Source organism: Haloferula helveola (genome assembly GCF_037076345.1).
Lineage (GTDB): Bacteria > Verrucomicrobiota > Verrucomicrobiia > Verrucomicrobiales > Akkermansiaceae > Haloferula > Haloferula helveola.
This window is the reverse complement of record NZ_AP024702.1, coordinates 2088621-2103234: the sequence shown is the minus strand read 5'-3', so window position 1 is coordinate 2103234 and position 14614 is coordinate 2088621. Positions and strand designations below refer to the sequence as shown.

Below are 14614 nucleotides of genomic sequence, written 5' to 3'. Positions count from 1 at the left end.
ACCCTCAGACCGCGGTCGCGCGCACCAACTCGATGGCTGCCAGCGAGTTGTTGAGGGCGTGCATGGCGACCGGCACCCAGATGTTGCCGGTGCGTTCACGGGCGTAGGCCAGCACGATTCCCATCAGGAAGATGTAGAACACGATCGCGAAGCTGTACTGCACGTGGAGCACGGCCCAGATCGCCGAGGTGACGAAAATCGTGCCCCACAGGCCCATCCTGGAATGCCGCCAGCCGCGGAACAGGACGCCGCGGAACATGAACTCCTCGACCAGCGGGGCACCGATCGCGACCGCTGCGATCATCAGCCATATGTGATTGGTGTTCAGGGCCATATCGACCATCACTTGGGGAGACTCATCGATGCCGATGGCAGGCGCGATCAGGTTGAAGCCCATGCCGAAGGCGACGATACCCAAGGTCCAAAGGACGGGCGGCCACCAGCGGACTTTGGCGTTACCCATGTAGTCCCATCCGCCCCATCCGGACTTGAAGCGCCCCACCAGCCAGCACAGCGGACAAACCGCGAGGGCTCCAAGTGCCGAGGCAAACCACAGCGCGTCCGCATTCTGCATCAGCGACATCGGGTCCTTCATGAACTCCCTGAAGTCGGCCTTGTCCCAAGTCGCCGCGAGGTAGCCCGCGAGACCGATCGTCTGGGCAGTTTGCCAAGCCATCATCAGGGCGAAGGCCCAGAGCAACGTCCACCAGCCGTTCCATGCCGGCCTGGCGGCGGCGGGCAGGGGAGGTGGTGCCGCTATTGATGGCGGCAGGGCGGGGATCTCAGGAGCGGGATTCACGGTCGGAATGCTTCCATTGCAGACGGCGGACCACAACCCGGGAAAACCCTCAGCGGCGGGGCGCTGTCGGCAGGTCGGCGAAGACCACCTCAGAGCCGATCAGGCTCTTGGCCGTCGCCGCGACCTGGCCTGTGTCGAGCATGACCCCGGAAAAACCGAAACCCCGCCACGGCCGTGGCTCGCGGACGCTCCAGTTCGCGGCGACAATGTGGAAGCCGTGCTTCTCGGCCTTCTTCGGCATCTCGTGCCAGAACCACGGGGCAGGATGCTCGTCATCGACCCACGCCGTCGGGAAAAGCAGCGTCCACGGCTGCTCGGCCTCGTATTTCTCCGGCAGGAAATGGATGTCGTAGCACACCGCAATCGCCAATCGGCCGAACTCGGTGTCGACGCACTGGAGGCCGCGGTCTCCCGGTGTGGCCCACGAGCTCTCGGTATCGGGGTAGGGGTGGATCTTGCGGTAGTGGGCGTGGATTTCCCCGTCCGGACCGGCGAGGCAGACCGTGTTGAAGAATCGGTCGTCCGCCTTCTCGATGAACGGGATCGTGAGGTAGATGTCGAGTTCGTCCGCCAGGGTGGACCACTCACGGGTCGACCGGCCGGGGACGGTTTCGGCGTACTTCAGCGGGTCCTTGCCCTGCCATTCTCCGGCGATCGGACGACCCGACCGCTGCCAGTTCTCGCTCCGGTCCTCGGCAATGTAGCCGGTGATCGCCGCTTCCGGTACCACCACGATCCGGGCACCGCCTTCGGCCGCTTCACGGATCAGCGGCACCAACTGGCGGCGGTTGGCGATCGGGTTGGCGAACTGCGGGGCATACTGGATTGTCGCGACCCGCACGCTCGTCCTTCCGGACAACCGGCTCGTGGGAAACGGAAGTCGGGAGTCGGGCGGCGGCTCCGGCCAGATGGTGGCGAGGCCGAGCACGGCGAATGCCGCAACGCCGAGTCCGCCGATCCAAGGTCGGCCGGAAATTGATCCGATGAGCGTGCCCACGAACGGAATCAATGGACGGCGAACGTGCTTCCGACAATCCCGTTTCGTTCCGTTCGGAATACACTGCCTGTTAGATTCTCTATCGGATCGCAGCGGTAGCCGCCCGGCATTCTTGTTCGCGAGCAGGACGATCTAACAGAAGCTGCCGATGCGGACACACATTTTCGGTTTGTCTAACATCATGGTTACCAAAACATACCGGATGAATATGTGGGAGCGTTGGCGATTCATCTTTACGAAGGGCCGCGAGACCCTGTATCGCATAGAACCCTCCGAAGGTCTTTTCGGACGCCTCTCTAACCGACTTCCTTCCGTGGACAGTAACGCCTTCCCCCAAACGTCGTTCAAGTGGTTCGCGAAAGTGCCTCGCTGTCAGTGGCTTGTAGCATGTGCTTCGGTTCTGTTAGTCGGTCTTCCGGATGTGCTCCACGCGGGTCAGGGGCTCCGTCGCACGCAGGCCATCCCGTTGTCGAAGGGATGGAACGCGGTGTTTCTTGAAGTGGAGCCGGACGACACTTCACCCGCGAAAGTCTTTTCGGGTTTGCCGGTCGATAAGGCGGCCACGTTGGTTGAAAACCCGACCACCAATCAGTTTGTCTCCGATTCCGCGATTGATCTTTCGAAAAGCGGAGGCTGGGGGATCTGGTATTCGGCGGAATTGCCCGAGTCGTTTCTCAAGTCGCTGGACGCCATCCACGGCAACCAAGCGTATCTGGTCCACGCCAAGGAAGGCTGCGTCTGGCAGGCTGTCGGCTCGGCGACCCAGACGATCGTGAAGTGGCGCTCGGACGCCTACAATCTGGTCGGGTTCCCGGTGAGAACTCCGGGCGGACCGACCTTCGGCCAGTTCTTCGCCGGTTCGCCCGCACATGTCGGCCAAAAGATCTACCGCTTGGTGAACGGCCGCTGGAAGCAGGTGCTGCAGCCGACCACCCAGGCGATGAAGTCGGGAGAGGCGTTCTGGATTTTCTGCGAGGGCCGCTCCGAATACCAAGGGCCGCTTCGTGTCGAGGCCCCGTCCCGCCTGGGTCTGCTCCTGGGCCGGGGAGGGAATGAGATCATTCTGAGGAACAACTGCCCGCACCCGCTCAATCCGACCGTCGAGCACGTTCCGGGCGCGTCCCCGGCAGTGCCGCTTTCGGTGATCGTCCGGACCTTCGGCGACCCGGCGGATCCGACGTCGACCGCCAGTGTCCCGATGCCCGCCGCGGCATGGTCGCAGACCCTGCCGCCGCTTGAGTCCGGCGACGGATTCGCGATTCCCTTCGAATGCCGGGCCGCCGAGATGGTGCGCCCCGAGCAAGCTTCCCTCCTGAAGATCACCACCGACCTCGGGACCGAGACCTGGGTGCCCGTGCGCGGTTTCCGCGACGACCTCGAGGACTGATCCCACCCGAAACCCGACATCCTGTCCCCGCCTCCTGACATGAATCTCAGCTTCTGCCGCATCACGCGGTCGCTGGCATGGATCGCAGTGCTCCAAGGAGCACACCTGTCCGCCCAATCGAGTCCCTACCGCGGCCTTTGGGTCGGCGAGGCAACACTCGGCGCGGTGAACGAGGTCTCCGTGCCGCTGGACGCCCAGAACATCCCCCGCGCTCCGGATCCGAACGTCCCGACACCGACCTCCGATGCCGCCAAGTTGCGTCTGATCCTGCACGTCGATGCCGCCGGTCAGGTCAGCTTGCTCAAGCACGTCGCGATTCTGGCCCGCAAAGCTGGTGTCCAGGAGAGCGAGAACGATCTTGCGCTGGTCACCGACGAACGCCTCTACGGTCAGTTTCCGCCCCAGCCGGCACGACGGATTTCGAGTGTCGTTTTCGATTTTGGCGACCCGAAGGCCACCGGGGCCGTGAACGAGATCGCGGAGCGGGCCGCCGCCGCCGCGGCTACCGCCGCCCAGCTGAACGGTGCCACCGTCGAGAGCGTGACCGCCGCCGCCCAGTCCGCCGCCCAGACGGTCATCGCCGAGTCGAATGCCGCCGGTGCCTTCAACGATTTCCTCGAAGACCACATGACCCCCGATGCGGTGAAGGCGATCGCCCTCGGAGGTCCGACCGACACGCTTGAGGGCGAGGCCGAGGAACTACGGGATTCGTCGTTCTTCGGCGACGACCGCGGCTTGCGGATGCTTGAGGAGATCCTCAATGCCGTGGCCGCCCTGCCGCCCGGAGCAACCGATGAAGAGAAGGAGGAAGTCGCGCTGAAAACCGCGGCTTCTTTTGTCGAGACCGACAGGGCCTACGACCGCTTTCTGGCCAGCGAGCTCTTCGGCGACATGATCCGCGACGCTGCCGAAGCCGCAGCCGAGGCGGCCGATGGCGTGACTCCGGTGCCGATCTCCTCGTTCCAGTCGGCTGACAGCGGTGCGGCGACGGGAATCGTCTCGCCGGCCCATGGCTTGGTCGACCCCGACGAAATCGCGATCTTTGGTTCGGCAATCGGGGCCTACAACGGCATCCACCTGATCACCAAGATCGACGACGACACCTTCAGTATCGACGTTCCTTTCGTGGTCGGCGGGACGGTCGACGGCTACGGCCCGCTCAACCAGGTCGCGCCCACCACGGTCGAGACGCCCGACCACGGTCTGTCCGATGGCGACCGGATCACACTTCGTGACTCCTCCCTGAGCGCCTTCAACGGCAAGCACTTCGTCTCGGTGCTGGATGCCGATCACTTCACGATCGACCTGCCCTTCGATTCCGACCCCGCCACTCACGGCGTTTGGTCGATCCGTTCGGGCGAAATCACCGGCTATGCCGGCACCGGCGACGGCTCGGCGGGAATCGCGGTCACCGCTCCCGGCCACGGCCTGAACAATGGCGAGCAGATCGAGATCCTCGGCTCCGGCGAAGCCTCCTACAACGGCCTCAAAACGATCACGCGGATCGACGACGACACCTTTTCGATTCCACAGGCCTTCGGCGGAAATCCGGCGGTGAAGGGAACTTGGGATGTGCCTCGCCCGATCGCTTCGTTCGCGCCGCCGGCCGTGGTGCCGACCCTCGTTTCGGCACCGGCGCACGGCCTGGGCCACAATGATCGGATCGTCATTTCGGGCTCGGGCAACCCCGCCTACAACGCCGAGCACGATGTCACGGTGGTCGATGCTGACTCCTTCGCCATCGGCATTCCGTTCGAGGCGGCGACCGGAGATCCCGCGACCAAAGGCAGCTGGCAGCCCGCCGGCGGAGGATCATGGCGGTCGGTGATGCCGGTGCGCACGGCGATGGAAAGCGTGGCCAAGGTCAACCAGGCAAAGACCGAGGCGCTGACCCTCAAGGTGCCCGATTACATCGAGCCGGGCCAGAAGGGGCGCGCGCAAGTCGCGGTGGACATCGTGCTGGAAGCCATCCTCGAACGTGCTGCGATGGAGGGCACTTCGCTCGCCGCTCAAGGAACCTACGCGGCCGCCGAGGCAGGCTGGGAGGCGCTCGCTGCCGACGTGCCGCGGTATCCGACCCCGACCTCGGTGCCGTCCCTCGACTACGCCGACTTCATCGCTTCCGACAGTTTCAGTGATTCGATCGCGGTGGCCGCCGCCGCCGCTGCCGAGGCCGCGGTGAAGGAATCGGAGAACGTGATCGCCACTCCGGAATCGATCGAACTCCGGGCACTGAATGCGGCGATCGACGCGATCGTCACCACCTTCTCCGCCGCCTCACGGGCCCTGCTCACCGAACTGCCGATGACCGGAACCTTCGGCTCCGGCGGCTCGGGGCTCTCGGCCTCGCTGCTGCTGCCCGCCAACCACCCGACGAATCCGTTCCGCCACCGGCGGCATCCCGACCATGCCCGGGGATTCGACGTCACCCGTGAGATCGACCTCAGCTTCTTCTCGGAGGACGACCAGCCGCTTTCCCGTGCCGGCTACGGTGTGGACCGTATTTCAGGTGTCTACGAGGAGGAGATCTTCGGTCTCCACAAGCCGCTCGGACCCGACAAGGACATCGGCCTCAAGGTCCGCGGCAGCTTCCAACTCCAACGCATCAGTCTCATCGACACCCTCAACGGTCGCTGAATCCGACACTCTCCCGCTCTCCGAATCATGCACCTCTTCTCCAGCTTGCGCGCACGACTCGTTCCGCTCCTTGCGGCGCTCGGTGTCACCACCTTCGCCGCCGCCGCGCCGTCCGATCTGCTCTTCACGGTGTCGCTCGACTCGTCGACGAACCGTCCGACCTTCACGGTGACCAACAACTCGCCGAACCTGAAGATCGACCGTTTCGACTTCACCATCGGCAACACCGCCTACGAGTTCGACTGGAGCGATATCACGCTGACAGATCCTCCCGGCGGAGATGCTTTCATGATTCCCACTCCGGGTAGCGGGCTCACCGACTCGTTCACGGTGTTGCTCAACGATTTCGACCCCGGCGAGTCGTTCACCATCCGGATCGACATCGACAACGACGGCCAGAACAACGTCGTCTACAACCGCTACGTCTTCTTCAATAACGGCGGCGACCTGAGCAATAACTCGCGGGCGACGGTCTGGTCGGGTGTGATTCCCTCCACCCGCGTGCTCCCGGACTTCGCTCCGCCCGAGCTGGTCTTCCGCGGTCCCAGCCGCATTCTCAATGTCGCCAGCCGTGCCGAGTCGCAGGCCGGGGACGGTGCGTTCGTCCGTGGTGTCCAAGTATTCCACGAAGGGCTTCTCGTGTCCGCCGAGTTCGACACCCTGACCGTCAATGCGGGGCATGGCGACCGGGTCCAGATCATCGCGCCGCAGGAGGTATACAAGGACATCCACTCGAATTTCCTCGGCGGCAGCACCGCCGACGATCCCGATCTGATCAAGAACGACGCCGAGGAACGGTTTGTCGCGCTCGGGATGTCGGTGAACAACGTCGCCCAAACGGCTGACCCGACGAATTATGACTTCGAAATCCTCGGCGATACCAACGTGCAGGTGAAGTGGGAGCACTACTACGCACTGACGATTGAGCACGACTTCGCGAAGACAAAGAGCGTCGAGGAGATCGCCGGAACGCCGTGGGCCGGACCACTCGCTTCGGATGCGGCCGGCACCCCCGATCCGCCGGTGAGCAAGCAGTGGGTGCTTCGCGGAACCGAACCAGTCGTGCAGATCGACGGGGCCCTGGTGGATACCTTCAGTCACCCCGGTCTCGACATCCGCTTCGTGGTCGAGGGCTACCGGGCCTACGGGCCGCCGAACACCTTGCTCACCCAGGCGCAGAACGCGGTGCGGATCGACCCGAATCTCGATCCCGATGTGGCTCCCGACGGCGTCGACATCCGTGAGTCCCAGAACGGGACGATCGGCTCATTCGCCGACGGTGGAGGAACCGCGACCGAAGTCACGACCGTCGGTGATCACGGTCTGGTGACCGGAAACCTGATCCAGATCAGTGGCACGGGCTATGACCCGTACAACGCGATCTTCTCGATCATCAAGATCGATGACGACACGTTCTCGATCCCGATTGATTTCGTCGCAGGAGCCGGCGAGCCATTGGCCAAGGGAACGTGGCGGAACATCACCTACGTCAAGAGGTTCGAGTTCGAGACCGTCGAGCAGCGCCAGCAGGTCGAGAAGTTCAACATGTACGGCCCGGGCGGGATCACCTACGTCTGGCAGATCCAGTACGGCATCCGGATCAATGCCGATGACCCCACCCGGATTCCGCTCGGCAGGGTCTATGAGGTGCTTCCCGACGGCACTCTTGCGGACAGCACGGTGATCGACGGGGTCGCCTGGTTCGATCCCGGAGCCCATGTGAAGGTGGTTTCGGCGACCAAGGACGGAGCGGGGGACGATGCCCTGGCGCTGACCGGCTGGGTGAACGGCGATGGCTACTACTTTTCGGCCCAAGGCGAAATCGATCCGGCCAGCGGGCTGCCAACGAGCGGATCTCCCGCGTTGGTGAATGGAGGCCCGGTGGCGGCGTGGATCACCGATGGCCCGGGCGAGTTCGGGTCGCTCGGTTACGAAATCCCGAACCTGCGTCGCCCGGTTCGCGTCCTCTGGCGCTACGGCGCAGGTGCGGTGGTCGTCAACGTGACCATCGGCAAGCACGTCTTCGAAGACTACCCGCAGTATGCAACGATGTTCCTTGCCGAGCCCGATCCGATCATCAACGCGGTGCCGGATCCGATTGCTGTGGTGCCCGATGTCGCTCCGCCGGGTGCGGAGCTGATGGCCGAGTGGGATCCGGTCAGCGGACGCCTTTTCCCGACGGTGCCCGGGCGGTTCACGGTTCCATGGAGGCCAACGCCCGAGTCGGCGAATGCCGTGGAAGTCCGGGTGATCGCGACCCTTCCGAATGACGGCTTGCGCAAGATCCGCGGCCACTATCCGCACATCCACGGAACGCCTGCGGTCGCGCTGGATCCGGATCCGGGTGACGACTTCCTTTTCAAGGAGATCAAGTACACCACCGCAGGCGCGACGGTCGATGACGACGGGCTGTTCGCCACCGAACGGCCGGGTATGTCGGTGCTGCTGTTCTCGCAATTGCAGAAGGTCGGACGGGGTGAACCGAAAGAGTTCCTTCAGGTCCGGGTTGTCGATACCCGCGCTTGGAATGTCGACCTCGACTCGGTGCCGAAGGAAGTTCCGGTCGGCACGAAGATTTCCGATCCTTCCTCGGACCGCGCCGGACTCGGAACCGGTTACCTCCTCGATTTCGCCGGACGGGCCCGCTACAACCCGTTCATCTACGACGAGGGCAAGCTCCAGGGACTTGCCGCCATCGATATCTACGACATGGACCAGCTCCGGGCCGACAGCTCGTCGCTGGTGGTCGTGAACAAGGGCGCGCTCCCGGGACCGGTGATTCCGGTCAACGAGCATCCCGGTGTGCCAGACGACGAGCTGCCGATCATCGTTTGGTACGATGATCCCCGTATCAACGACGGTCTGATGTGGCCGTGGGTTTCCAAGATCTACGAGCCGGTCTGGCCGAGCGCGGTCAACGCTCCGCAGATCGTGATCGCCAGCCAGTTTGGCAGCGAGGGACTCGGCCGCACCGGGCTCGAGCAGGTGACCGCCCCGGCCATCGGCGAAGTTCCCGAGGCCACCACCTACGATCCGTCGCGCTTGCAGGCCGTCCAGGTGTATCAGCAGCCGGATCCCGACCAGCCCGGCTACAATCCGAATGAGGAACACGCGCTGATGGCGCCGTCGCTCCGCTTCGCCGACGTTTCTCCCCGTCCGCCGGCCGTCTACGCGCTCCGGGACGGCGACATCAACAACTCGAATCCGAACGTCACCACGGGTTCCGGTGCCTACACCTCCGACCCCTTCGTGCTCGTCCAGTTCTTCGACGTCGCCGCCGACGAGGTGAAGATGAACATCTACACCGTGAAGCGTCAGAGCAGTCTCGGTGACCAGCCGTTCTATCGCTTCGCCGACAATTTCACCGCGACGACCACCAACCTCGCCAGCCAGCCTTACGTGGTGATGAACGCGGGCGAACCGGTGATTCCCTTCTACCCTCTCGGAGTGGCCATCGGCGCGGCTCCGCCTGCGGAGACCTTCGGCAACAACTTCTTCCCGCAGGAGGTCTACTGGGAGGACTGGCGCGGGACCTACTGGTCGATCTCGGGAGGCAACAAGGCTTGGTTCAACGCTTCTTTCTACTACCCGCTCAATCCCGACTTCTGGTGGCCGTCGAATCTCGAGACCCCACCCGTCAAGGTGGTGAAGAGCGGCGCGACCTACACGCCGACCTTCGATAGCTCGCGCCCGGTCGAGGTGCCTTCGACCGGGGATGCCGTGGCATTCCTTCCATCCTCGGTGCGCTCGCCTGCCTCGGCGGCTTTCCTGGGCGCCCACCTGCCGACGAAAGTCATCTTCAAGTCCGAGTGGCCGGACAATCCGCCGGTCCTCAAGGCAGGCGAGACGCTGACCTTCTCCGGCGGCGAGAATGCGGCCGACGAAACTTTCCTCGGCATCTCCGATCCCGCTCCCGGTCTTCCGCAGCTTACGGCCTTTGCCTCGGCGGAGATCATCTTCGATTCGCTCAATCCCGAGTCTGACCCTGACTTGCTCAGAACCAACTGGACCGGTCGCGTGGTCAACGCGCTGGTCAAGCGCACGGCTTCTCTTTCCAGTGGTGATTTTCCTCCCGCTCTGGAGCCGGCGACCGGGCGGGTGACCGTGAAGGGCGGGAAGTACATCTTCAACGAGCTCTCGGCATCGCTCCAGCGGCGCCTCCGCTACGACCCGATCGCCGGTCAGTTCGAGTTCATCGGCCTGCTCAATGACAAGGACATTGGCGACAACACGCTCACCGCGGCGCCTCCTCAGGTTTACTCGCTCGAGCCCAATATCCTTACCGTCGACGAGTGGCGCGAGATCTCCGCGTTGGCCAGTGATGACTCCAACTGGACCTCGGCGGCCACTCGCCTGTTCATCGAGACCCGCGACCCGCAGCTGCTGGCCCAGTATTTCTTCAACGCGCGGATCCTTGAGGACCTCCTCGGGCAACACCTCGCCGGCCTGATCCCCGCGGGCAACCTTCCCGAATTCGATCCGATCTTCTCCTACTTCTTCGAGCAGACCCCGCGGCCGCTGCGCGCCTATGGTCCGGGTCTGGCGGTGATCCCGAACGGGGCCTACCTCGATCCGCTCGGCAAGCTGCAGGACGGTTCCGACTTCCCCGACGAAAGCTACATCACCGTGGTGGAGAACAACGATCCGTCGCTCGGCGGTTCGCCGATCACGCCGCACATCATCAAGGTCGACCGGAAGAAGCGCTACCGCGGTTCGATCCAGGTGCTGCTTTCGGACAATGTCTTCGACGAGAATATCGTGCTGCGCTCGACCGGCGACTTCGGCGCGAATGCCGACGATCTGGTTTTCGAGTGGTGGTATCGCCCCGACGACGGCAGCGTGAATGTCCCGCCGCCGGACCTGATCCCGCCCGGCCAGACGAATCCGTGGAAGCTATTCCCCGACCCGAGCGGCAATGGCGGCAAGGGGCGCTACCAGATCACGCTGAAAGGCAATCCGAACGCGCCCGAGACCTTGCTTGCCGATTCGTGGTGGTTCGTCCGCTACCGTCACAAGAACGACAGCACCAGTGGCACCAACTGGAATGTCCCGCAGTCGGACGGCAAGATGGGGGTCAACTTCACGTGGGCCGGCGCGGGCAATTCCCAGCCGCTCATCGATGCCGACCTTGACGGCATCAAGGACTTCCGGGCGCAGCTCGCGCAGGGCTGGATCAAGCGCGTGCTCGATGCGGTGAACCCGTACGAAGCCCGCATCCGGGACTTTGAAGGCGACAATCCGGCGACGGTGACCAGCATGATCACCCAGTTCGGAGCCCGCTACGAAGGACCGGTCGCGTTGAATCCGGACAAAAACGTCATTGAGAACGTCGGGCTGATCGAGCTCTACGAGACGGTGCTGAACCGCGGGCGCAGCCTGAGCATCGATCTGTCGAGGCCGGTATCCACGCCGGCCATCGCCAACGCGCTGCAGCTTGCTTCGACCCGGATTTCGGACTTTTACACCCTGCTCGGAAATGAGGCTTACGGGGACGCGCTCGATCCGACCATCGGACACGGCAGCAGCAGCGTGGACTACGGTTCGCTGTCCACCTCCGTATTCACCTTCCAGAACCAGATGGCGTCTCCGATCGCTGAGGAGCTTTCCCTCCTTCACGGAGTCGACGACTTCTTCGCGCGCCCGGTCTACAACCGGCTGTTCTGGAACTTCACCAAGGGTGAGGGAGAGGCGGCCTACGCAACGAACTACAACATCAACGACATCAACCAGGACGGGTTCATTGACGAGGACGATGCGATGATCCTCTACCCGCAGGGCCACGGCGACGCCTGGGGTCACTACCTGATGGCCTTGAGGAACCAGTACGAACTGCTCCGCCATCCGTTCTTCAACTGGGTGTCGCGCTCGGAGAGCTACAACCTCATGGACATCGTCATCTCGGTCGACTTCCTCGATGAGCGGAAGTTCGCCGCCTCCGCCGCCGCCAAGGCCAAGGCCGGTGCGGAGATCGTCGCTCTGACCTACCGCGAGAAGTATGTGGCGGACCCCAAGGCCCAGTGGCAGGGGTACACCGACTCGAACCCCGATCGCGCATGGGGCGTCGACGAGTGGTCGCGCCGGGCGGGACAGGGAGCCTATTTCGACTGGGTCACTTCCAACGCCCTGCTGCCGGCAGAGCACCCGAACACCAACCTGGAAGGCATCCAGAAGGTCGATCGCACGACCAACTCCGACATCTCGGTCGTTTCCGCCAATCTCGCTGCGGTGCAGCGGACCATCGATCAGGCTGACCGCGGCTACAATCCGCTTGGGCTTGCCGCCGGCGCGCAGATGTTCGACCTCGATCCGCTCTTCGAATACTTCGGAGAATACGGCGACGGAACGGACGGCAGGCAGCACTTCGACCAGATCTATATCCGTTTCCTCGCGATGCTGGAGAACGCCACGACCACGTGGGACTGGGCGAACCAGAGCAACCAGATGATCCGTCGGATCGGCAACAGCGAACTGGAGTTCCGCAACTCGACGTTCCAAGAGGATCTGTCCTACCGAAACCGGCTGATCGAGATTTTCGGCAAGCCGTATGAAGGAACGATTGGACCGGGCAAGCTCTATCCGGCCGGTTACGAGGGCCCCGATCTCGGACTCTACATGTATGTGCCGATCCGGGAGATCAACTATGACACCGTGCCGCGGCCTGCGACGGGCTTTGCAAGCTTCGGAAGCAACGGAGCGCTTTCGGGCGGCGACCTGTACGATGCCTATCTGGCCTCATCACCTTCCGGTAGCGGCTCAAGCGTGCTGAACAAGGAGACCGCGCTCAAGGACGTGGACACCGGCATCCGGACCCTCTTCAACAGCACGTTCGCCAACTCGACGAATTCGCTCGAATATGACTCCGACACGGTCTCGGGCCTTTTCGCGGTCAACTATACCGACCTCGACAACCCGAAGGTGTCGCTGGAGAACTTCGTGAACCAGATGCCGATCACGGCAGCCGGTTACACTTTCCAAGCGCCTGCGGCGTGGGGAGGGCGCGGGGCGACCGGCGAACTGCAGGTTCTCATCAACCAGATGATCCAGCAGGAAGCCGAAATCGCCAAGGCGGTCGGAGCTTGGGACGCGCTGACCGGTGAAACGGTCCGCATTCTCCGCCTTATCAACGCCCGCCTTACGACCTCCGGCCTGAACCAGGGCCGCGACGAGATCTTCAGCCGAGTGAAGCTCGCGGTGAATGATACGATCGAGGTGATCGAGACGGCGGTGAAGGTCTTCAAGGCGTCCCGCGAACTGACGTGGGAGCTGAAGGAGGCGATCGTCGAAGGCGTGCCGGTGCAACTGCCGACGGGTGGTCTGGCGATTTCTCCCGGTGACGCCCTCTCGCTCGCACGATCGGGCATCGAATTCACCGCTGTCGGCACCCGTGCGGGCCTGTTGACCGGTGAGAACGTCCTCGAGATCGGCAAGTTGATCGCCAAGATCGGACTGGACATTGCTGAGAACGAATTGGAGATCGCGAAGGCCCAGGATTCACGGGAACTCGAGATCAAGGAGTGGATCAAGGAACTCGAGGACCAGGTCGGCGACGAGCCGGTGCTCCGGATCGCGATTTTCAAGGAGATCCAGGCGTTGCGCGAGTTGTCCGACCGTTACCGGACCCTGCTGGACGAAGGCGGTCGCCTCGTTGACGAGCGCGCGGCCTTCAACAAGCGGGTCGCGGCACAGACCCAACTCGAACGCTATCAGGACATGACATTCCGCGTGTCGCGCAACCACGCGTTGCAGACCTACCGGAGTTCATTCGACCTTGCCGCCCGCTATGCCTACCTCGCGACCGCGGCCTATGACTACGAGACCAACTTCTCGATAGACGACCCTGCCGCTGCGTCGGCGACCTACGGCAAGATCCTGAAGGCCCGGTCGCTCGGCAGCCTCCGCCGCGCGATGGAGCAGCTTAAGCAGAACTACGACTCGGTCCGTAGCCAGATCGGCTTCAACAACCCGCAGCGCGAGACCGGTGAGATGTCACTCCGCCAGGAACTCATGAGGATCCTGCCGCCGACCGAGGTCCAGCCCGGCACCCCGGCCAATGAGTATCCGTCGCCCGGCGAGGATTCCGATACGGTTTGGCAGCGGGTGCTCGAGGACTCCCGTGTCGACGACCTCTGGCAGGTCTCCGAGTTCCGCAACCAGTGTCGACCATTCGCAGCCGCCACCGACCCCACAGGGAAACCGGTGCCGCAACCGGGGATGGTCATCCGGTTCTCTTCGGACATCAGCTCCGGCAAGAACTTCTTCGGCAAGCCACTCAGTGGCGGCGACCAGGCCTACAGCACGAGCAACTTCGCAACGAAGATCTCGGGTGTGGGCGTCGCGTTCGAAGGCTACCAGACCGACGATGTCCTCAACGATCTGGCCGCCGCGCCGCGCATCTACTTCGTGCCGGCGGGGCTCGATATGATGCGGGTGTCGCGGTCGGACGATCCGGACGAGGTGCGGGCTTGGAAGATCGTTGAGCAGGCGATCCCGCTGCCGTTCCCGACATCCAACGGCGACATCGAGGTCAGCGGCTACATTCCGCTGCTCGATTCACTCAACGGCCGCCTGGGCGACCAACGGCGCTTCTCCGACTTCCGGGCCTACCCTGAGGACCTCGGCGATGCGGTGAAGGACACCCGCTTGGTCGGCCGGTCCGTCTGGAACACCGAGTGGATCCTCATCATTCCCGGCGCGACCCTCAATGCCGACCCGGATACGGGCATCGACCGATTCATCGACCAGGTCTCCGACATCAAGCTGGTCTTCGATACCTACGGCCAGAGCGGCGGCTGAT

The 14614-nt window shown here is 63.5% G+C and carries 5 protein-coding genes; 3 read left to right on the top strand and 2 right to left on the bottom strand.

Annotated features, from left to right (window positions below; all coding sequences use genetic code 11):
* Positions 1-4 precede the first annotated feature (4 nt).
* Together HAHE_RS07595 and HAHE_RS07590 are read right to left on the bottom strand one after the other, a co-directional pair.
* Entirely contained in the window at positions 5-799 is a 795-nt protein-coding gene (locus HAHE_RS07595; RefSeq protein WP_338689879.1) for a CPBP family intramembrane glutamic endopeptidase, read from the bottom strand.
* A gap of 49 nt (positions 800-848) precedes the next feature.
* Entirely contained in the window at positions 849-1796 is a 948-nt protein-coding gene (locus tag HAHE_RS07590; RefSeq protein ID WP_338689878.1) for a carbon-nitrogen hydrolase family protein, read from the bottom strand.
* 313 nt (positions 1797-2109) lie between these two features.
* On the opposite strand from HAHE_RS07590, the gene HAHE_RS07585 reads away from it, so the two are divergent.
* The 3 genes from HAHE_RS07585 to HAHE_RS07575 are packed head-to-tail and all read left to right on the top strand — an operon-like array spanning position 2110 to position 14613.
* A complete protein-coding gene (locus tag HAHE_RS07585) occupies positions 2110-3183 on the top strand; it encodes a hypothetical protein (protein WP_338689877.1) in 1074 nt (357 codons plus the stop codon).
* 39 nt (positions 3184-3222) lie between these two features.
* Complete coding sequence (locus tag HAHE_RS07580; RefSeq protein WP_338689876.1) at positions 3223-5820, top strand: hypothetical protein; 2598 nt, start codon at positions 3223-3225, stop codon at positions 5818-5820.
* Positions 5821-5847: 27 nt separating this feature from the next.
* Complete coding sequence (locus HAHE_RS07575; RefSeq protein WP_338689875.1) at positions 5848-14613, top strand: hypothetical protein; 8766 nt, start codon at positions 5848-5850, stop codon at positions 14611-14613.
* Position 14614 lies beyond the last annotated feature (1 nt).